Here is a 19,347-nt window from a genome sequence, read left to right on the forward strand (position 1 = left end):
CGTATGGCTCTGGTGGTTCTGTCCGACGGCGGCTGCGGGTTGTTCGTGGCTTGTCGCGCCCACGCGGCGGAGCCGCATATTGATACGGCCCCGCGCCCCTTGAGGGCGTGTCAGTACCCCTGGTCGGGCGGGTACTGCTGGTTCTGCCGGCCGTAGCCCTGGGGGTACTGCTGGGCGTACGGCTGCTGCTGGGGCTGCTGGTCGTAGTACTGCTGGTCGTAGCCGTACTGCTGGTGGCCCTGGTTGCCGTACTGCTGCTGGGGCTGGGGCTGGTCGTCGGACGGGATGCGGCGGAGTTGGGTCGTGGCGTCGTCCATCATCATGTGCTGCTGCTGGGCGGGGGCCGGGGCCTCCGTCGCCGCGCGCTTGTTCTTGGCGCGCTCTCGCAGGTACTCGATGATGATCGGGACCACGGAGACGAAGACGATCAGGACGAGGATCGCCTCGACGTTCTTGTTGATGAAGTCGATCTGGCCGAGCCAGTAGCCCGCGAGGGTGACGCCGGTGCCCCAGGCGATGCCGCCGATGATGTTGTACGTGAGGAACGTGCGGTACCGCATACGGCCGGCGCCCGCCACGATGGGGGCGAAGGTGCGCACGATCGGGACGAAGCGGGCGAGGACGATCGCCTTGGGGCCGTACTTCTCCATGAACTCGTGCGCCTTCTCCAGGTTCTCCTGTTTGAAGAGCTTGGAGTTGGGGCGGTTGAAGAGCTTCGGGCCGAAGAACTTGCCGATCATGTACCCGACTTGGTCACCGATGACGGCGGCCAGGACGATGAGGGTGCAGACCAGCCACAGGGGCTGGCTGATGTACTGCCCTTGGGCCACGAAGAGGCCCGCCGTGAACAGCAGCGAGTCACCGGGCAGGAACGCGAAGAGGCCGGATTCGGCGAAGACGATCAGCAGGATGCCGGGGAGGCTGAAGGTCTCGATCAGATAGTCCGGGCTGAGCCACTCGGGGCCGAGCGCAAGCGTGGTCACGGGATTGTGGCTCCTGCTGGATGGGGGGCGGGCGGGCTGAGGCTGGCTGCTCAAATTATCAACGCTGCACTGGCCGCCCAGGTTCCATGGACCCCCTCAGGATGCACTGTGCCTCTGCTGGGTCAAAGCTGTGATTCATGGGCATCGAAGAGTACGGCGGCGGTCAGGGGCCCCGACCCGACGTTCTGGTGGTGACCACGAACGACATTCCCGGCCACCGGGTCACAGAGGTTCTCGGCGAGGTCTTCGGGTTGACGGTGCGGTCGCGGCACCTCGGCAGCCAGATCGGCGCCGGGCTGAAGTCGCTGGTCGGCGGTGAGCTCAGGGGGCTCACCAAGACGCTGGTGGAGACCCGCAACCAGGCCATGGAGCGGCTCGTCGAGCAGGCACGCGCGCGTGGCGCGAATGCCGTGCTCGCGTTCCGGTTCGACGTCACCGAGGCGGCCGACGTGGGCACCGAGGTGTGTGCCTACGGGACGGCGGTGGTCCTGGCCCGGGAGTGACCCGTACGGGGTCCCGGGCCAGGGGTCACGAGGAGTGCCGGGCGGCGTTGGCGAGGATCGCCGCCCTGAGGTGCTCGGCGAGGCCCGGCCGCATGGAGTCGTAGTACGCCTTGAAGCGCTCGTCGGAGACGTACATCTCCGCGAAGCACCGGTGCATCTCGTACGACACCTCGAAGTACGACCTGCTGACGTGCTGCCGGTGTTCCTCGGCCAGGTCCATGGCCGCCTCGCCGGACGGCTGCTCGCCGGCGGCCACCAGGGCGGCGTACCGTTCCTGCCAGTCGTCGACCTCGGCCTGGATGCGCTTCCAGTCCTCCTTGGTGTAGGTCGCGGCGCGGCGCTGTGACTCGGCATACGCCTCCGTGCCGCCCCAGCGCTGCTCCGTCTCCTCGGCGTACTGCTCGGGGTCCTTGTCCCCGAAGACCTCGAACCGCTCCTCCGGCGTGAGATTGATTCCCATCTTGCGTGCCTCCATGGCGTGCTCCACGGCCGCCGCCATCTTCCGCAGCTTCTCGATCCGGGCGGTCAGCAGCTCGTGCTGCCGGCGCAGGTGTGCGCGCGGGTCCGCGTCCGGGTCGTCGAGCAGGGCGGCGACCTCCTCGAGCGGGAAGCCGAGCTCGCGGTAGAACAGGATCTGCTGCAGCCGGTCGAGGTCGGCGCCGTTGTAGCGCCGGTGGCCCGCGTGGCTGCGCTCGCCGGGTACGAGCAGGCCGATGTCGTCGTAGTGGTGCAGGGTGCGCACCGTCACTCCGGCGAAGCCGGCGACCTGTCCCACGGAGTAGCTCACTTCCGCTCCCTTCTCGGTACGCACTCCACGGTGAGTCCTCACGCGACGTGAGGTGCAAGCCCGTTTTCCCCTCAGAGGGGCGCGCCCGTTCTGCCCCGCGGTCACACGGTCTCCTTCACACCGCGTACGGGTTCTCCTGGTCCTCGGCGAGGATCCCGACGAACGGTTCGCCCTCCCCCGCGAAGGTGTAGGCGCCGCCCCGGATGCGTTCGATGAGGCCGCGGGTCCACTCGGCGCCGGTGTCGGCGGAGTGGACCCAGAAGTTCATGATCTCGCCGATATGGCCGAGCTGACCGGGGCCGTCCTCGGGCGTGTAGTACTCGGTGACGGACTTGCGCCACTCCTCGATGCTGCGCACCCGCTCCTCGAGGAGGGCGAGGACCTCCTCACGGTCCAGGTCGACCATGCAGCCGAGCGCGGCGGTCAGGACGTCCGGTCTCTGGTCGTAGGCCGTGAGGTACTGGCGCACCAGCCCGAGGTATTCCTCGGTGCCCTTCTCGGTGACCTCGTACTCCGTGCGCGGTGGCCCGCCGGCCGTGGACGGGGCGATCTCGTGGGCGTGCAGCAGTCCCTGCTTCGCCATCTGCTTCAGGGCGTGGTAGATCGAGCCGGGCTTGGCGTTGGACCACTCGTGCGCGCCCCAGTACTCCAGGTCGTTGCGCACCTGGTAGCCGTGAGCCCGCCCGTGCTGGCGGACCGCGCCGAGCACGAGGAGACGGATCGCTGACATGCGGTCCAGATTAGGGCGGGGGGCGGGTCGGGGCGGGGGTCAGGTCACTCGCCGTGGCAGGCGGGCACCCGGTGAACACCTGGATGCACGCCTGCCGGGCGTATGGAAGTCGACCGACTCAGAACGGGAACCCGCTCCGCCCGTGCTGCACCGAGATCCACTTGATCGTCGTGAACGCGTCCAGCATCGTCTCGCCGTTCAGGCGGCCGAGGCCGGAGTGCTTCTCGCCGCCGAAGGGGACGATCGGCTCGTCGTGGACGGTGCCGTCGTTCACGTGGAACATGCCGGTGTCGATCCGCTTGGCGAAGGCGACGCCCCGCTCGATGTTCCCGGTGTGGACGGCGCCGCTCAGGCCGTACGGGGTGTCGTTGACGAGGCGTACGGCCTCCTCCTCGCCGTCGAACGGGACGAGGAAGGCGACCGGGCCGAAGACCTCCTGCTGGAGCAGGGCCGAGTCGGCGGGGACGCCGGTGAGCACCGAGGGCTCGACCAGGTTGTCCGTCGTCGTGCCGTGCACCAGGGCCGTCGCGCCCTCGGCGATCGCCTGCTCGACGGTGGCGGAAATCGACTCCGCCTGGGAGGAGTTGATGACCGGGCCGATGACCGTCTCGGGGTCGCGCGGATCGCCGGCCTTGAGGGTCTTCACCTTGGCCACGAACTTCTCGGTGAACTCGTCCGCGACCGAGCGGTCCACGAGGACCCGGTTGGCGGCCATGCAGACCTGGCCCTGGTGGACGTACCGGCTGAAGACCGCCGCGTCGACCGCGTAGTCGACGTCGGCGTCGTCGAGGACCACCAGCGCGCTGTTGCCGCCGAGTTCGAGGACCGAGCGCTTGAAGAGCGAGGCGCAGACGGTGGCGACGTGGCGGCCGACCTTGTCGGAGCCGGTGAAGGAGATGACCCTCGGGATCGGGTGCTCGATGAAGGCGTCGCCGATCTCCGCGATGTCCGTGATGACGACGTTGAGGAGACCGGCGGGCAGGCCCGCGTCCTCGAAGATCTTCGCGATCAGGGAGCCGCCGCAGATCGGGGTGTTCTGGTGCGGCTTGAGGACCACGCCGTTGCCGAGCGCGAGGGCCGGGGCGACCGACTTGATGGAGAGGAGGAACGGGAAGTTGAAGGGGCTGATGACGCCCACGACGCCGACCGGAACGCGGTAGACGCGGTTCTCCTTGCCGTCCGTGGGCGACGGGATGATCTTGCCCTCGGGGCGCAGCGCCAGGTGGATCGCCTCGCGCAGGAACTCCTTGGCGAGGTGGAGTTCGAAGGCCGCCTTCAGGCGGGTGCCGCCGAGCTCGGCGATGATCACCTCGGTGATCTCCTGCTCGCGGTCCTCTATCAGGCGCAGCGCCTTCTCGAAGACGGCGCGACGGGCGTAGGGGTTGGTCGCGGCCCACTGCCTCTGGGCGCGGGCGGCCGCCTGGTAGGCCTGATCCACCTCGTCGACCGTGGCTATGGTGATCGACGCCAGCTTCTCGCCGTCGTACGGGTTGAAGTCGATGATGTCCCAGGAGCCTGTGCCCGGGCGCCACTCACCGTCGATGTACTGCTGAGCCAGGTCGGTGAAGTAGGACGACATGTGATCCCTCAATCCCTAGCGGACACCCGATCGACTGATCACGGACGCCTGGATCGCCTTGATCGGGCTTGATCGGCTTTGATCGTCTTCACGGTCTGATCACACGTCATCGTACTTGCGTTTCAAGAGAGTTGAAGGAGTCCCCGGAGAAGATCCCGGCTCTCGTCCGGACCCGGACTGTCCTGCTGAAGCTCCTTCAGCGCCTTCTCGTACTGGGCGACGTCCTCGTGCTTGTCGAGGTAGAGCGCGCTGGTGAGCTGTTCCAGGTAGACGACGTCCGAGAGGTCGGACTCGGGGAAGCTGAGGATGGTGAAGGCGCCGGACTCGCCGGAGTGACCGCCGAAGCTGAACGGCATGATCTGCAGGCGCACCTTCGGGTGCTCGGACACCTCGATCAGGTGCTGGAGCTGGCCGCGCATCACCTCGCGGTCGCCGTAGGGGCGGCGCAGGGCGGCCTCGTCCAGGACGATGTGGAACTCGGGAGCGCTCTCGGCGACGAGGTACTTCTGCCGCTCCAGGCGCAGCGCGACCCGCTTCTCGACGTCGGCCTGGCTCGCGCCCTGCATACCGCGCCGCACGACCGCGCGGGCGTACGCCTCGGTCTGCAACAGGCCGTGCACGAACTGCACTTCGTACGCACGGATGAGGCTGGCCGCGCCCTCCAGGCCGACGTAGGTGGGGAACCAGCTGGGCAGGACGTCCGAGTAACTGTGCCACCAGCCCGCGACGTTGGCCTCGCGGGCCAGGGAGAGGAGCGAGGCGCGCTCCTGCTCGTCCGTGATGCCGTACAGCGTCAACAGGTCTTCGACGTCTCGCGTCTTGAAGCTCACCCGGCCCAGCTCCATCCGGCTGATCTTCGACTCGGAAGCGCGGATCGAGTAACCCGCCGCCTCGCGCGTGATCCCGCGCGCTTCCCGCAGTCGCCTCAGTTGCGAGCCGAGCAGCATGCGCCGCACCACCGATCCGGGCTCTCCCGCGCTCACGTTCGCCAGCCTCCCCAACCGTCTTCAGGGCCCGCAGTCTGCCACTAAATCACTTCGAGCAGTACTCGTCCGATTACAGAGATGGAAAGAAGCCAATGATTCCTGTCAGGAAACAGTGAGCGGAAGGCAAGGAGAGGGAGTGAAGTTGGCGGAAAAAATGGCCAACAAGCGGTACGGGAGCGTCCAATTCGGTCACGTGCACGTGCATCTGCCCTTGCATCTGCTCTGCGCATCGGAAACCATGGTCCCGCGCAACCGCTGCATCGCATCGACCGCGAACTCCCGGGAGTGCCTCGCATGGGGACGAATGGATCGACCATGCTCGAGCCGTTACGGCAGGGCCTTCCGCCGCTGGATCCCGCAGCCGTCTCCAACGCCGCCTCCTGCGCTCTGCCCGCCCGCTACGAAGCGGTGCGCGCGGCACGGCAGTTCACGCGCCGCACCCTTGACCAGTGGGAACTGGGCCATCGCTTCGACGACGTGTGCCTCGTGGTCTCCGAGCTGGTGACCAACGCGCTGCGGCACGCACTGCCGGCGGGTGCGCAGCGAATACCCGAGCAGACACCGCCCGTGCGGCTGCATCTGATGCGGTGGACCGAGCGGCTGGTGTGCGCGGTGCGCGATCCCAGCCACGACAGTCCGGTCGCGCGCGATTCCGACGACTTCTCGGCGGAGTCGGGGCGCGGGTTGTTCCTTGTCGACTCCTTCAGTGACAGCTGGGGGTGGCATCCGCTCGCGGGGGCGTTGAGCGGGAAGGTGGTCTGGGCGCTGTTCCGGCTGCAGGCGGGGCAGATCGCGGGTGCGGCCGGGCCGGGAGCGGGAGCGGGGTCCGGATCGGGGTCGGGGTCCGGGCACTGATGAACCGCGGTGCTCGATTGCCGCGGTTCTACGCGCGTTACTGGGGCGCTTGGTGCCGAATGCCCTGAGTTGTGCCGCCGGTTTCGGCCGGCGCATGTCGGTCGGGTCTGCGTCAGCCCGCGACCAGGTGGTCGAATTCGCCGCCCTTGACGCCTAGGAGCATCGCCTCGATCTCGGCGCGGGTGTAGACGAGGGCCGGGCCGTCCGGGAAGCGCGAGTTGCGTACGGCCACGTCTCCGCCGGGCAGGCGGGCGAACTCCACGCAGGAGCCCTGCGAGTTGCTGTGCCTGCTCTTCTGCCAGGCCACCCCGTTCAGATCCGTGGCTGCCATGCCGTTGTACACGTCGTGGTCCACAGGTCGCTCCCCGGTGGTGCGGTGGCTGATGCCATTGATGCGAGAGGTGGTGCAGTGATTGCAGTGGTGGTGCAGTTGTCAACTGCTCCCGGATCATAGCTCTGTTCACGTGCAGCTGCGTGAGCAGATGCACGTGCACGCGGGGTGTTGCTGCGGTTACTCCTGTGACGTACGCGGCCCTGTATTCGTTCCAGCGTCAGCTGAGTGGGGCGTGCGGGTCGAAATCCCTCGCGTACTAGGAACAGACGCGTTTCGCGGCCTTTCTGTTCCATGCCTGCGGCGGCCCGTTGCTGAGGGGTGGGGTGCGCGTCATGCCCCGAAAACTCTCAACGCCGGTCCGGGCATTCAGCCCGTCCGGCGTTTGAGGATGAGACCCCTTCAGGGTCAGCGGCTCACGTATGGCAGGAGGGCCATTTCCCTCGCGTTCTTGATGGCCTTGGCCAGCTGCTTCTGCTGCTGGGCCGTGACTCGGGTGACCCGGCGGCTGCGGATCTTGCCTCGGTCGGAGATGAACTTCCGCAGGAGGTCGGTGTCCTTGTAGTCGATGTAGGTGATTTTGGCCTGGTCCAGGGGGTTGGGGCGGTTCTTGGCGGGCTTGCGCTCGGGCTTGCGGGGCATGGGGGGTCAGACCTCCAGGAGGGTGTCGAAGGCGGGCGGGAGCTGTTTCCAGGCGTCGCGGCCGGCGGCGTACTCGGCGTCGGTCAGGAGGCAGGACTCGAGGAGTTGCTCCAAGCCGTCCCGGTCCAGGGCGGGGGACGTGAAGACCAGGTGCTGGCAGCAGTCGCCGTGCTCGGGGTGCCAGTCCAGCGCGGCGGCGGCCCGGCGGACCGGCGGGACCATCTCCCAGGCCGCGTCGGGGAGCGAGGCGAGCCAGGGGCCCGCGCTCTCCACGCACAGGGCGCCGCCCGCCGCGTCCCAGTGGAGCAGGACGTCGGGCCGGTCGGCGAGCCAGAAGCGGCCCCTGCTGCGGGCTGCCGCGCAGGTGATGTCCTCCAGGGCCTCGTACAGCCGCTCCGGGTGGAAGGGGCGGCGGCGGTGCCAGACGAGGGTGGAGACGCCGTGCGCGTCGGCCTCCGCGGGGAGCAGGGCGCACGCCGGGTGCTGGGCGGCCGCGGCCGACTCGACGTCGAAGCCGGCCAGAGCCGCTTGGGAGAGAGGGGAGCGGCGGCGTGGAGGCGGCACCGTCAGGTCGTCGCCGGCGCCGATCGGGACCTGGCGGGCCGTCGGGTGGAGTTGGGCGAGCAGTTCGCGGTCCTCCTCGTCGGCCTCCGGGGAATCGGTGACGGCGAGGACGGGGGCGTACTCCAGCTGGCGTGCGAAGGTGTCGGCGACCGTGCGCTGGTCGGTCGGCGCGGCCGCCAGGCCCCGGTCGGCCAGGTCGTCGCCGTTGCCCAGGTAGGGCAGGACCAGCGCCGGGTCGACCGCGGTGATCACGCCGGTGAGCGTCAGCCCGCCGGCCGTGACCACCTCGGCCATGGCCTTGGGTTCGACCGAGTCCCACAGTTCGACGATCGCCATACGGGTGGTGCCGGCGTCCCGGAGCCGGATCAGCTCCGGGACCAGGTCCTCGCGCAGGGCGCAGCAGGCGCAGTCGTTGACGAGGGGTGTCTCGCCGGCGGTCACGATTCCGGTGGCGTCGCGGATCGTGCGCACGACCGTGCCGACGGTGGCCGTCGCCAGGTCGTGGTGGAGTACGACGCTGTCGGGGACGTCGGCGAGCAGGTGCGCCACGGCCGCCTTGCGGGCGTCGGTGTGCAGCCCGCCGACGATCACGACGGAGAGCCCGGGCATCACAGCCACGTCGTCAGCCCTGCTTCCCGTACCGGCGCTCGAAGCGCTCCACGCGGCCAGCGGTGTCCAGGACGCGGGCCGTGCCGGTGTAGAAGGGGTGGCTGACGTTGGAGATCTCGACGTCGACGACCGGGTAGGTGTTGCCGTCCTCCCACTCGATCGTCTTGCCGGTGGGCACACCGGCGAGGGTGGAGCGGGTCAGGAAGGCGTGGTTCGCGGCGCGGTCGCGGAAGACGACGGGGCCGTAGGAGGGGTGGATTCCCTTGCGCATGGGGGTCAGCGCTCCTCTCGGAAGTCGACGTGGCGGCCGGCGACCGGGTCGTACTTGCGCAGGGTCATGCGGTCCGGGTCGTTGCGGCGGTTCTTGCGGGTCACGTAGGTGTAGCCGGTGCCGGCGGTGGACCGGAGCTTGATGACCGGGCGGAGTTCGTTGCGTGCCATGCTGCTATCTTACTGAAAATGAATTCCATTAACAGCTGCGTCTGAGGAGAGGTTCGTCACCGTGTCCGCCCACTGCATGCTGACCGGCGCCCAGCCCGGTTTCGGCAACACCATTTCCCACTCCCACCGGCGGACCTCCCGCCGCTTCGACCCCAACATCCAGACCAAGCGCTACTGGCTGCCGAGCGAGGGCCGGCATGTACGGCTGCGGCTGAGCACCAAGGGGATCAAGACGGTCGACGTCATCGGCGTCGAGGCGGCCGTCGCCCGTATCCGCGCCCGGGGAGTGAAGGTCTGATGGCGAAGAAGAGCAAGATCGCGAAGAACGAGCAGCGGCAGGAGGTCGTCGCGCGGTACGCCGAGCGGCGGGCCGAGCTCAAGGAGATCATCCGTCGGCCGTCGTCCACCGATGCCGAACGGCTGGCCGCGCGGCGGGAGCTGAGCAGGCAGCCGCGGGACGCCAGCGCGACGCGGGTGCGCAACCGGGACCAGGTGGACGGGCGGCCGCGCGGGTACTTCCGTGCGTTCGGGCTGTCCCGGGTGTCGATGCGGGAGCAGGCGCACGCGGGGTATCTGCCGGGGGTGCGCAAGGCCTCCTGGTAGGTCTGGTAGGTCCTGAAGATCCGCCTACGACTCCCTGGTAACTTGCTGCGGTCGTTTCGGCCCGGCGGGCCGGCTCGGCCGTATGCCGACCGCTACAGCTTGGGAGTCTCCAGTGACCTCGGCGAATTTCTCGCGTGCGCGCACGATGTCGGGCCGGCGGATGCGGGCCGCGGCCGTGGTCGCGTCCCTGGCGGGTGCGGTCGCGCTGACCGCGTGCGGCGGTGACGGCGGCTCCGACGCCAAGGACGACTCCGGTCCCAGCGCTTCCGCGTCCGCCAGTGCCGACACCGGCGGCGGCACGGGAGCCTCGGCGTCGGCATCCGGTGGTCTGGAGGGCAGCTGGCTGGCCACGACCGACGGCAAGGCGGTCGTGCTGGTCGTCAACGGCACGGAGGTCGCGCTCTTCGCGACCGGCGGGACCGTGTGCAGCGGGACCGCCGGTGAGCAGGACGGGATGCGGATGATCCGCCTCAAGTGCCCCGACGGCAGCAAGGACCGGGCGGTCGGGATGGTCGACTCCGTCGGCAAGACGCGGCTGAAGGTGACCTGGCAGGGCGAGGGCGGTCTCGGCGCGGAGTCCTACCAGAAGGCGCAGGGCGGGAAGCTGCCCACGAGCCTGCCCACGGCCGGTCTGGGATCGTGATGTCCGATCAGTGAAGCCCGATCAGTTCGGTGATCGCCATCCGATCACCGGCGTAACTCCAAGAAGGACCCATGCGCGCCACTCCCCTCACCGTCGCCGCCCTCGCCGCGGCTCTCCTCCTGACCGCCTGCGACGACGGCGGGGGCGGGGACGACAGCAAGGACAGTGCGGCCGGTTCCGCCTGCGCCGACGAGGTGGCCGTGCAGTTCGGGCCCGCCAACGCCGCCCCCGCCGCCGGTGACACCGGCAACGTGCCCGTCACGATCACCAACCGCAGCGGCGCCGCGTGCACCCTGGACGGGCTGCCCGCCGTCGAGCTCTCCGCGGGCAACACCGTGACCGACGTCCCGACCGACAAGGCCGCCGGGACGAAGAAGACGGTCCTCGCGAAAGAGGCGGTCACCTCCTTCACCCTCACCTACGTCCGGGGCGAGAAGGGCGGCAGCACCAGCCTCGCCGTGCGGCAGGTGAAGATCCATCTGCCCGGGTCCGCCGAGACGCACAGCTTCAAGTGGTCGTACGGCGATGTCGCGCTGAAGAGCGACGGGCAGGCGCCGGACGCCTCGGTGAGCGGCTTCCAGCGCTCCGGCGACTGACGGGGTTCGGCGCGCGGGTTCAGCCGAGCGGCCGGCGGTGGGCCATCTGCGCCCGGTCGGCCGCCTCCGCGCCCTCCACCCAGCCCGCCTCGTCGCTGACGCCGCGCAGGCGGGTCGTGGTCGTCTCCGGGAACATGCGGTCCAGGCGGTCGGTGACCGCCACCTCGCGGGAGGCGAGGACCGGGAGCAGGTCGTCGCTCACCGGTGTCTCGGCGGCGGCCCGCAGTCGGGTGCCGACGCGGTGGGCGTAGGCCGCCAGGAACGACTGCCGGAAGGTCTTGGTCCGCTTGCGGCCGCCCGCGCGCTGGGCGGCCTCCGCCTTCGCCATCGCCGCCTGGGCCTGCACGAGGAGTGAGGTGTAGAGGAGTTCGACCACCTCCAGGTCGGCCTCGAAACCGACGACCGTGGAGAAGCCGAACAGTTCGTTCCACACGGCACGGCAGTGGTTGACGGTCGCCACCGCGTCCAGCAGTACGGCCTTCGCCTGCTCGTACGGCGGTTCCACGCCGATCCGGCAGGCTCCGGGCGCGTCATGGGAGGGTGCCTGCGCGTCCAGCAGTGCCTCGTCGATGCTGTGCCGGGCCATCAGCTCCTGCGCCTTGGCGCTGAGCGCCTCCGCCTCCTGCGGGAAGCCGGTCGCCTCCGCCTTCGCCAGCAGGGCGCGGATGCGGGTGAGCATGCGGGACTCGGGCCTGGGATGCCTTGGGTGCCTGGTGGGCTGCTCGGCCTGCTCGTCCAGCGGTTCCAGCGCGGGCAGGCGCAGCAGGAGGCGGTACAGCTCCAGGACGGCGGTCGCGTGCGAGAAGCGGTCGGTTCGGGGCGGGGCTTCGGTGGGCAGGTCGTCGAGCTGCGCCGTCCAGCGAGGGCCGCGGGGACGGTCGTACGGCGTCTGGGAGCGGATCAGCGCCGAGAGCAGTCGTACGTGTACGTCGTCCAGGTCGCGGCGTACCAGCCGTACGACGTCGGCGGGCTGCCAGCCGCGCCGCCAGGCCGCCGCGACGAACTCGACGCCGCGCCGGGTGAGTTCGGCGTCCGCGGCGGGGTCCGCGGCGAGGAGGGAGGCGCCGGTGTCGAGGGCCGTGTCGGTGTCGGCGTAGAGGGCGTGCTCGAAGGCCCGGTCGACGGGGCCGGGCGTACCGCTCGAACTGTTCGTGCTGCTCACCCGGCGATGGTGCCACGGGGCGGGCGCGGCCCGGCTGGGCGGCCGGCGAAATCCCGTTGAGGCGCGGGGTGGGCCACGCCTAGCTTCCGGGCCATGGATGAGATTCACCCCGTACGTTTCGACCACCCCGACGCCGTGAAGCTCTCCGACCTCGCGCAGGCCGAGTACCTGCGGCGCTACGGCTACGACGACATGACCCCGCTGCACCCGGACCACTTCGACCCGCCGGACGGCCTCTTCCTCATCGCGTACCGCGACGACAAGCCCGTGGCCTGCGGCGGCTGGCGTGCCCAGGAGGCGGGCGACGAGGGGTACGCGGACGGGGACGCCGAGATCAAGCGGATGTTCGTGGTGCCCGAGGCCCGGGGGCGGGGGCTCGCCCGCGGCATTCTCGGCGCACTGGAGGGCAGCGCCCGGGACGCCGGACGCGGCCGCATGGTGCTGGAGACGGGGACGCCGCTGCACGAGGCCATGGGGCTGTACGTCGCCTGCGGATACGCCCCGACGGCCAACTTCGGTCCCTACAGGGGCTATTCCGACAGCCGCTGCTTCGCCAAGCCGCTCTGACCGCGCCCCCGAAGCCCGATGTCAACCACGGGTTGACACCCCGAGGGTGTCAACCTACGGTTGACACATGTCGACGAACCCGACCATCACGTCATCCGTACGTCTCGACGAACTCATCGCGGCCATCAAGAAGGTCCACGAAGAGCCCCTCGACCAGCTCCAGGACGCGGTGATCGCAGCCGATCACCTCGGTGAAGTGGCCGACCACCTGATCGGCCACTTCGTGGACCAGGCCCGGCGATCGGGCGCCTCCTGGACCGACATCGGCAAGAGCATGGGCGTCACCCGGCAGGCCGCGCAGAAGCGGTTCGTGCCGAAGGAGTCGGCCGACCTCGACCCCCAGCAGGGCTTCGGCCGCTACACGCCGCGTGCCCGCAACACGGTGATGGCCGCCCACAACGAGGCCATCGCGGCCCGCAACGCCGAGGGCCGACCCGAGCACCTGGTCCTCGGCCTGCTGGCCGAGCCGGACGGCCTGGCCGCGAAGGCGATCACGGCGCAGGGCGTCCTGCTGGACTCCGTGCGCCAGGCCGCCACCGCCGCACTGCCGCCCGCCGCCGACGCGGTCCCCGACCTCGTCCCCTACGGCTCCGACGCCAAGAAGGTGCTGGAGCTGACCTTCCGCGAGGCCCTGCGCCTCGGCCACAACTACATCGGCACCGAGCACATCCTGCTGGCCCTGCTGGAGTTCGAGAACGGCTCCGGTGTCCTGTACGGACTCGAGCTCACCAAGCAGGCGGTGGAGGAGTACCTCGTCGAGATGCTCTCCCAGTTCCTGAACAGCGGTGTGCAGACGGTCAAGGAGGCCGGCGAGGAGGGTGAGGCGCAGAGCTAGGGCCTGTCTGACAATTCCCGTCGTCCGCCCGGAGGTCGGGCCCCGCGGCGTCATGGGGGTCCCCCCGCGCGAGCGAAGTCGAGAGTGGGGGAGTGCGTGCCAGGCGTCGCGGGGCAGGCGGGAACTGTCAGACAGGCCCTTGGGGCATTGTCAGACCCGGGTGCCACACTCGCTGCATGACCGACCGGTGGGCGCTCGCTCCGGCCGAGGACGGTGGCGTGGAGATCGCCCCCCTCGGTCCGGACGGGCTGCCCGCGGGGCCGGTGCGGTGGGAGGCGGATCTGGGTGAGGCCGTGCGGGGGCGGCCCGATGTGGCGCGGTGGGTGTGGCGGTCCACCGCCGAGGTCTATCCGCGGCTGCTCGCCACGGGGGTGCGAGTGGAGCGGTGCTACGACATCGAGGACGCCGAGACCCTCCTGCTCGGCCATGCCGGGCGGTACGGCGAACCGAGGTCGGCCGCCGCCGCCCTCGCCCGGCTCCGGGGCGGTCCCGTACCGCCCGATCCGCCCCAGCGGGCGGCCGAACCGGGCTCGCAGTCCTCGCTCTTCGAGCCGCAGGCGGTCCATGTGCCGCTGGCCGACCTCGTCGAGGTGTACGCCGACCAGCAGCGCCGGCACGACCGGGCCGCGCACCCGGAGCGGATGCGGCTGCTGACGGCGGCCGAGTCGGCGGGCATGCTCGTGGCCGCCGAGATGAACCGGGCCGGGCTGCCGTGGAGCGCCGAGGTGCACCGCCGGGTGCTGCACGAACTGCTGGGCGAGCGGTATGCCGGGGGCGGTGAGCCACGGCGGCTGGCCGAGCTGGCGGACGAGGTGTCGGCCGCGTTCGGGCGCCGGGTGCGGCCCGATCTGCCGGCCGATGTGATCAAGGCCTTCGCGCAGGCCGGGATCAAGATCAGGTCGACCCGCCGCTGGGAGATCGAGTCCCTCGACCATCCGGCCGTGAAGCCGCTCGTCGAGTACAAGAAGCTGTACCGGATCTGGGTGGCCCACGGCTGGTCCTGGCTGCAGGACTGGGTGCGGGACGGGCGGTTCCGGCCGGAGTTCCTCGCGGGCGGGACGGTCACGGGGCGGTGGGTGACCAACGGCGGGGGCGGGCTGCAGATCCCGAAGGTGATCCGGCGTGCCGTGGTCGCCGACCCCGGCTGGCGGCTCGTGGTGGCCGACGCCGACCAGATGGAGCCGCGAGTGCTCGCCGCGATCTCCCGTGACCCCGGGCTGATGGAGGTGGCCGGGCGGGAGAGCGACCTCTACCAGTCCGTCTCCGACCGCGCCTTCTCCGGCGACCGTGCGCAGGCCAAGCTCGCCGTGCTGGGTGCCGTCTACGGCCAGACCTCCGGCGACGGCTTGAAGAACCTCGCCGCACTCAGACGCCGCTTTCCCAAGGCGGTGGCATACGTCGACGATGCCGCCCGCGCCGGGGAGGAGGGGCGGCTCGTGCGGACGTGGCTGGGGCGGACGTGTCCGCCGGCGGTCGGGGCGGCGGACGACGCGGCCGAGGAGGCGGGCATCCCGACCGCGGACACGGAGGACGAGTCGGCCGGGGGTGGCGGTCCGCAGGAGTGGGTGCCGGGCCATGCCTCCTCCGACGCCCGCGCCCGGGGCCGCTTCGCCCGCAACTTCGTCGTGCAGGGCAGCGCCGCCGACTGGGCCCTGCTGCTGCTCGCCGCACTGCGGCAGGCCTGCGCGGGCATGGCGGCGGAACTGGTCTTCTTCCAGCACGACGAGGTGATCGTGCACTGTCCCGAGGAGGAGGCCGAGGCGGTCGTGACGGCGATACGCGAGGCGGCGGAGCTGGCGGGGCGGCTGACGTTCGGGGAGACGCCGGTGCGGTTTCCGTTCACCGCGGCGGTGGTGGAGTGCTATGCGGACGCCAAGTGATCAGTGGTGTTCGGTGTCGGCGGACTTGGTTTCGGCGGGTCCCTCGTCGGCGAGCAGCTCCCTGAGTTCCGCGAGGACCGTCTTCTCGTCCGTGCCGTCCAGGGCCTCCAGGGCCGTGCGCCAGGCGTCGTACGCCTCCTGGATACGTCCGCGTCCGCGCAGCAGGAGGCCGTGCTGGTGACGGGCGAGGCCGGCCGTGTAGCGGTCGGCGCGGGCGTCGGCGCGGTGGAGCAACTCGGCGCACTCGCGGTCGGCCCGTTCGCCGCGGCCGAGGAGGCGCAGGGCGCGGACCAGACCGAGGCGGGTCTGCGACTCGCCGTGCCAGTCGCTGTGGCCGCCGAGGATGCGCAGGCTCTCGTCGAAGTGGGGTACGGCGGCGGCCGGTTCGCCGAGGGTGACGTAGGCGTAGCCGATGTTGCAGTGGGCGGAGTGCCGCACGACGACGTTGCCGATGCGGTCACCGATCGCGAGGGAGCGCCGGTGCTGCTCGATGGCGGCCCGGGGGGCGGTGTGCTCGTAGAGGTTGCCGAGGTGCTGGTAGGTCACGGCCTCGCCGTAGGGGTCGTCCAACTGCCGTGAGTACTCCAGGCTCTGGTGCAGCGCCTGCCCGGACTCGGCGTACCGGCCGAGATTCTCCAGCAGCAGTCCCCGGTTGTTGAGACAGCGCCAGATCCGGGAGGCCACGTCGAGACTCCGCCAGATCGCCAGGGACTGGTCGTTGAGGGCGAGGGCCTCGTTGTTGCGGCCGGTCAGGAAGTGCAGGCCGGCGAGGTCGCCCAGCGCGTACGCCTCGGCGGCCTCGTCTCCGAGCCGTCGCGCCACCCGCAGGGCGGCCCGGCCGAGCACCTCCATCTCGGCGACGCGGCCGGCGCGCTGGACGCACGGGAAGAGGAGGCGGATGAGGGTGGAGATGTGGGCGGCGGTGCCGTCGCCGGCGTCGTCGGCATGCGCATACCGCTCGACCAGCACGACGATGTTCTCCAGCTCCAGGTCACCCCAGGCGAAGGCCTCTTCGGGACTGTTGAAGGGAGCGGTCGTGAGTACATGGTCCGTGTGCTCCGGCGGCTGTGCGGACGTCGGCCTGCAGCGGTCGTCCTGGTCGAGGCCGGGTTCGACGATGGCGGTGAGGGTGCGTTCGGCGACGGCGGCGTACCAGCGCAGGGCGGTTTCCGCGGTGTCCGTCTCGCCGTCCGCTTCCGCTCCCGCTCCCGCGAGCTCACGGGCGAAGTCGCGCACCAGGTCGTGCGGGGCGTAGCGGCCGTACGCGATCTCCTCCAGGAGGGCCACGTCGACGAGGCGGTCGAGGGCGGCCTCGGCACGGCGCTCGTCGGTGCCGGTCAGGCGGGCCAGCAGGGGTGCGCCGTACGCGGGCAGGTCGACGGCGCCGATGCGACGCAGGGCGAGGGCCGCGTCCCGGTCGGCCTCGTGGTCGGAGGCGGCGAGGGCGTCGTGGGCGACGGCGAGGGAGCGGCGGACACTGAGGTCGTCGTACTCCAGGTGGTGCAACCGGCTCTCGGCGGCGGCCAGTTGATCGGCGAGCACGTCGAGCGTGAGGGCACGGCGGGCGGCGAGGCGGGCCGCGACGACGCGCAGGGCGAGGGGGAGGCGGCCGGTGAGCTCGATGAGGGGATGGGTGGCGTCGAGGGCGTGGTGATGGGCGGGGGCGTGGTGATCGGTGGGCGCTTGGTGATCGGTGGGCGCTTGGTGATCGGTGGGCGCTTGGTGATCGGTGGGCGCTTGGTGATCGGTGGGCGCTTGGTGATCGGCGGGGGCTTGGTGATCGGCGGGGGCTTGGTGATCGGCGGGGGCTTGGTGATCGGCGGGGGCTTGGTGATCGGCGGGGGCTTGGTGATCGGTGGGGGCTTGGTGATCGGTGGGGGCGCCTGGTCCGGCGTGCCGGTCGCGTTCGTTCCGCCCAGCTTGCGCGTCGCGCCCCGACGCAGCCCTCAGCAGGGCCGCGCTGTCCTCCGCCGTCAGGGGCGTGAGCGGGAAGCGGCGGACGCCGTCCAGGGCCGTCAGCGGGGAGCGGCTGGTGACGATCACGGCGCAGCCGGGGCCGGCCGGGAGCAGCGGGCGTACCTGCGCGGCGCTCGCGGCGTCGTCCAGGACCATGAGCGTGCGGGTCGGGGCGAGCAGCGAGCGCAGCAAGGCGGCGGCCGCGTCCGGGTGTTCGGGGATGGAGCGGGGGTCGGCGCCGAGGTCGCGGAGCAGTGCGGTGAGCGCCTGGCCGGGGGTGAGCGGGGGCATGCCGGGGGTGGCGCCGTGCAGGTTGACATAGAGCTGACCGTCGGGGAAACGGTTCGCCAGCCCGTGCGCGGCCTGCAGCGCGAGCGCGCTCTTGCCGACGCCGGCCATACCGCTGATCACGGCTACCGCGACGGTGGGCTGACGCGTGAGGGCGGAGGCGAGGGTGCGGCGCAGGTCGCCGAGTACGGCGGTACGGCCGGTGAAGTAGGCGGGGGGTGGGGGGAGTTGGGCGGGGCGGGGTGGCGGAGGGGGGCCTTGTTGCTGGGGTGGGGTGGGGGGTGTGTTCTCCGGCTGGGGAGGGGCTGGGGTGGCGGGCGCGTCGGATTCCCGGGGGGCCGGGGCGGCCGATGCATCCCTCGTGCGGACGGTCGAGGCGGCGGACGGGTTCGCATCCTGGAGGGGCCGGACAGCCGGGTGGTCCGTCTCTCGGTAGGCCGAGTTCGCGGGCATGTCCGGACCCCAGAGCGGCCGGGCAGCCAGGGCCCCCGTCTCACCGAAAGCCGAGCTCGCGGGTATGTCCGTTTCCGGGACCGGCTGGGCAGCCAAGGCCTCCGCCTCGCGACGGGCCGGAGCGGCCGGCGCTGCCGTCTCGTGGAAACCGGCGGCGGGCGTGGGGTGCCGGACGGCGTCGTCATCGCGCGTAGCTTCAGCGAGCGCGGCGCCGTGGGGCGCGTCGCCGGCTTGGGAGGTGGCGACGTCGGCGGCGCCACGAACGGCGTCATCGTCACGGCCGGCTGAGCCCACCGCGGACCCTGGCCGCCCACGGCCAACTGAACCCCCTGCGGACTCTGGCAGCTCAGGCCCGACCGAGCTGCCCGCAGCCCGTCGCGGCCCGCGATCGACCGCACCCTCCGCAGCCCTTCTCACCTCGCGCCCACCGGCCCCCGCGGCCACGCCACGCACCCCACGACCGGTGCCGCTGCCCTCCGCGCCCGGCTCCACCGCACGCCCCGCGCCACCGACGTCCCCGGTCCCCCGCAGCACTTCCATATGCGCCTCTCGCACCCCCGCCCCCGGTTCCACGCCGAGCTCCTCGATCAGGCGCGCGCGCAGATCGCGGTGGACGGCCAGGGCCTCGGCGCGCCGGCCCGTGCGGTGCAGGGCGAGCATCAGGTGGCGGTGGAAGGACTCCCGTAGGGGGTGTTCGGCGGCGAGGGCCGCCAGTTCGGGCACGAGGCCGTCGAGTCGTGGGCCGGCGACGGTCAGCTCGGCGTCGTAGCGCCACTCCAGGAGCAGGAGCCGCGCCTCCCTCAGGCGCTGTACGAGCGCGTAGCCGCCCACCTCGGCGGGCAGGCCGGACAGGGGCGTGCCCCGCCACAGCGCGAGCGCTGCCGTGCACTCGCGCACCGTCCGCTCCCAGTCCCGCGCGGCATGCGCGGCGCGGGCCACGGCGACGCGGCTCACGAAGACGTCGACGTCCAGCTCGCCCTCGTCGACGCGCAGCACATAGCCGGGCGGCACCGCCCGCAGCCGTTCGGGGTCGTCGAGCAGCCGCCGCAGGCGGGCCACATGGTTGTGCAGCGAGGCACGCGCGGACGCGGGCGGCGCCCCGCCCCACAGCACGTCCGTCAGCGATTCCACGGAGACGACCCGGCCGCCTTCGAGCAGCAGCGCGGCGAGCAGGGCACGCACCTTGGGGCTGCGGATGGTCCGGACAGCGCGATCGGTCACGGCCGGCGAGTCACCGTCGCGGCCCTGGACGTCGTCCGCATCCTGACCGTCGAGGTTCTGGCCCCCAGGGGCCCGACCACCGATGTCCGGGCCGTCAGCGTCGCGACCGCCGAAGCCCAGGCCGTGCGGGCCC

The 19,347-nt window shown here is 71.1% G+C and carries 21 protein-coding genes; 9 read left to right on the forward strand and 12 right to left on the reverse strand.

What is annotated here, in order from left to right:
* Nucleotides 1-110: 110 nt before the first annotated feature.
* Nucleotides 111-983: a DedA family protein gene (locus QQM39_RS18700; RefSeq protein ID WP_301998080.1), complete on the reverse strand. Its 873-nt coding sequence runs from the start codon at nt 981-983 to the stop codon at nt 111-113.
* A 137-nt stretch (nt 984-1,120) separates the two neighbouring features.
* On the opposite strand from QQM39_RS18700, the gene QQM39_RS18705 reads away from it, so the two are divergent.
* Complete coding sequence (locus tag QQM39_RS18705; protein ID WP_301998083.1) at nt 1,121-1,486, forward strand: YbjQ family protein; 366 nt, start codon at nt 1,121-1,123, stop codon at nt 1,484-1,486.
* A 25-nt stretch (nt 1,487-1,511) separates the two neighbouring features.
* On the opposite strand, the gene QQM39_RS18710 is transcribed toward QQM39_RS18705, so the two are convergent.
* From QQM39_RS18710 to QQM39_RS18725, 4 genes are all read right to left on the reverse strand, one after another.
* Entirely contained in the window at nt 1,512-2,273 is a 762-nt protein-coding gene (locus tag QQM39_RS18710) for a MerR family transcriptional regulator (RefSeq protein ID WP_301998085.1), read from the reverse strand.
* 115 nt (nt 2,274-2,388) lie between these two features.
* A complete protein-coding gene (locus QQM39_RS18715) occupies nt 2,389-3,003 on the reverse strand; it encodes a PadR family transcriptional regulator (protein WP_301998087.1) in 615 nt (204 codons plus the stop codon).
* 118 nt (nt 3,004-3,121) lie between these two features.
* A complete protein-coding gene (locus QQM39_RS18720) occupies nt 3,122-4,582 on the reverse strand; it encodes an aldehyde dehydrogenase family protein (protein WP_301998089.1) in 1,461 nt (486 codons plus the stop codon).
* A gap of 122 nt (nt 4,583-4,704) precedes the next feature.
* Nucleotides 4,705-5,529, reverse strand: a complete 825-nt coding sequence (locus QQM39_RS18725; protein WP_302003630.1) for a helix-turn-helix transcriptional regulator — start codon at nt 5,527-5,529, stop codon at nt 4,705-4,707.
* 333 nt (nt 5,530-5,862) lie between these two features.
* Here QQM39_RS18725 and QQM39_RS18730 point away from each other — a divergent pair, with 333 nt between their 5' ends.
* A complete protein-coding gene (locus QQM39_RS18730; RefSeq protein WP_301998091.1) occupies nt 5,863-6,423 on the forward strand; it encodes an ATP-binding protein in 561 nt (186 codons plus the stop codon).
* Nucleotides 6,424-6,535: 112 nt separating this feature from the next.
* On the opposite strand, the gene QQM39_RS18735 is transcribed toward QQM39_RS18730, so the two are convergent.
* From QQM39_RS18735 to rpmG, 5 genes are all read right to left on the reverse strand, one after another.
* Complete coding sequence (locus QQM39_RS18735) at nt 6,536-6,754, reverse strand: DUF397 domain-containing protein (protein WP_302003631.1); 219 nt, start codon at nt 6,752-6,754, stop codon at nt 6,536-6,538.
* Nucleotides 6,755-7,162: 408 nt separating this feature from the next.
* Nucleotides 7,163-7,396 carry a 30S ribosomal protein S18 gene (rpsR, locus tag QQM39_RS18740; RefSeq protein ID WP_301998092.1) on the reverse strand — a complete coding sequence of 78 codons (234 nt, stop codon included), beginning with the start codon at nt 7,394-7,396 and terminating at the stop codon, nt 7,163-7,165.
* A gap of 6 nt (nt 7,397-7,402) precedes the next feature.
* Nucleotides 7,403-8,569 (reverse strand): GTP-binding protein, encoded by a 1,167-nt coding sequence (locus QQM39_RS18745; RefSeq protein ID WP_302003632.1) that lies wholly within the window; start codon nt 8,567-8,569, stop codon nt 7,403-7,405.
* 13 nt (nt 8,570-8,582) lie between these two features.
* Nucleotides 8,583-8,840, reverse strand: a complete 258-nt coding sequence (locus QQM39_RS18750; protein ID WP_301998094.1) for a type B 50S ribosomal protein L31 — start codon at nt 8,838-8,840, stop codon at nt 8,583-8,585.
* Between the two features lie 5 nt (nt 8,841-8,845).
* Nucleotides 8,846-9,010 carry a 50S ribosomal protein L33 gene (gene rpmG, locus QQM39_RS18755; protein WP_030573688.1) on the reverse strand — a complete coding sequence of 55 codons (165 nt, stop codon included), beginning with the start codon at nt 9,008-9,010 and terminating at the stop codon, nt 8,846-8,848.
* A gap of 61 nt (nt 9,011-9,071) precedes the next feature.
* Here rpmG and rpmB point away from each other — a divergent pair, with 61 nt between their 5' ends.
* The 4 genes from rpmB to QQM39_RS18775 all read left to right on the forward strand — a co-directional run bounded on the left by rpmB (nt 9,072) and on the right by QQM39_RS18775 (nt 10,852).
* A complete protein-coding gene (gene rpmB / locus QQM39_RS18760; RefSeq protein WP_093908577.1) occupies nt 9,072-9,308 on the forward strand; it encodes a 50S ribosomal protein L28 in 237 nt (78 codons plus the stop codon).
* Nucleotides 9,308-9,613 carry a 30S ribosomal protein S14 gene (rpsN, locus tag QQM39_RS18765; protein ID WP_301998100.1) on the forward strand — a complete coding sequence of 102 codons (306 nt, stop codon included), beginning with the start codon at nt 9,308-9,310 and terminating at the stop codon, nt 9,611-9,613. The genes rpmB and rpsN overlap by 1 nt, the downstream gene beginning before the upstream one ends.
* 160 nt (nt 9,614-9,773) lie before the next feature.
* Nucleotides 9,774-10,256 (forward strand): hypothetical protein, encoded by a 483-nt coding sequence (locus tag QQM39_RS18770; protein ID WP_302003633.1) that lies wholly within the window; start codon nt 9,774-9,776, stop codon nt 10,254-10,256.
* A 71-nt stretch (nt 10,257-10,327) separates the two neighbouring features.
* Nucleotides 10,328-10,852: a DUF4232 domain-containing protein gene (locus QQM39_RS18775; protein WP_301998101.1), complete on the forward strand. Its 525-nt coding sequence runs from the start codon at nt 10,328-10,330 to the stop codon at nt 10,850-10,852.
* Between the two features lie 19 nt (nt 10,853-10,871).
* Here QQM39_RS18775 and QQM39_RS18780 read toward each other — a convergent pair whose 3' ends face one another.
* Nucleotides 10,872-12,014 (reverse strand): DUF2786 domain-containing protein, encoded by a 1,143-nt coding sequence (locus QQM39_RS18780; protein ID WP_301998102.1) that lies wholly within the window; start codon nt 12,012-12,014, stop codon nt 10,872-10,874.
* A 93-nt stretch (nt 12,015-12,107) separates the two neighbouring features.
* On the opposite strand from QQM39_RS18780, the gene QQM39_RS18785 reads away from it, so the two are divergent.
* From QQM39_RS18785 to QQM39_RS18795, 3 genes are all read left to right on the forward strand, one after another.
* On the forward strand, nt 12,108-12,581 hold the full coding sequence (locus tag QQM39_RS18785) for a GNAT family N-acetyltransferase (protein WP_301998103.1): 474 nt from the start codon (nt 12,108-12,110) through the stop codon (nt 12,579-12,581).
* A 67-nt stretch (nt 12,582-12,648) separates the two neighbouring features.
* Complete coding sequence (locus QQM39_RS18790) at nt 12,649-13,416, forward strand: Clp protease N-terminal domain-containing protein (protein ID WP_301998105.1); 768 nt, start codon at nt 12,649-12,651, stop codon at nt 13,414-13,416.
* A 176-nt stretch (nt 13,417-13,592) separates the two neighbouring features.
* A complete protein-coding gene (locus QQM39_RS18795; protein ID WP_301998107.1) occupies nt 13,593-15,296 on the forward strand; it encodes a bifunctional 3'-5' exonuclease/DNA polymerase in 1,704 nt (567 codons plus the stop codon).
* On the opposite strand, the gene QQM39_RS18800 is transcribed toward QQM39_RS18795, so the two are convergent.
* Complete coding sequence (locus QQM39_RS18800; protein WP_302003634.1) at nt 15,297-19,214, reverse strand: BTAD domain-containing putative transcriptional regulator; 3,918 nt, start codon at nt 19,212-19,214, stop codon at nt 15,297-15,299.
* Between the last annotated feature and the right edge of the window lie 133 nt (nt 19,215-19,347).

This window comes from Streptomyces sp. DT2A-34 (assembly GCF_030499515.1).
Taxonomy (GTDB): Bacteria; Actinomycetota; Actinomycetes; order Streptomycetales; family Streptomycetaceae; genus Streptomyces.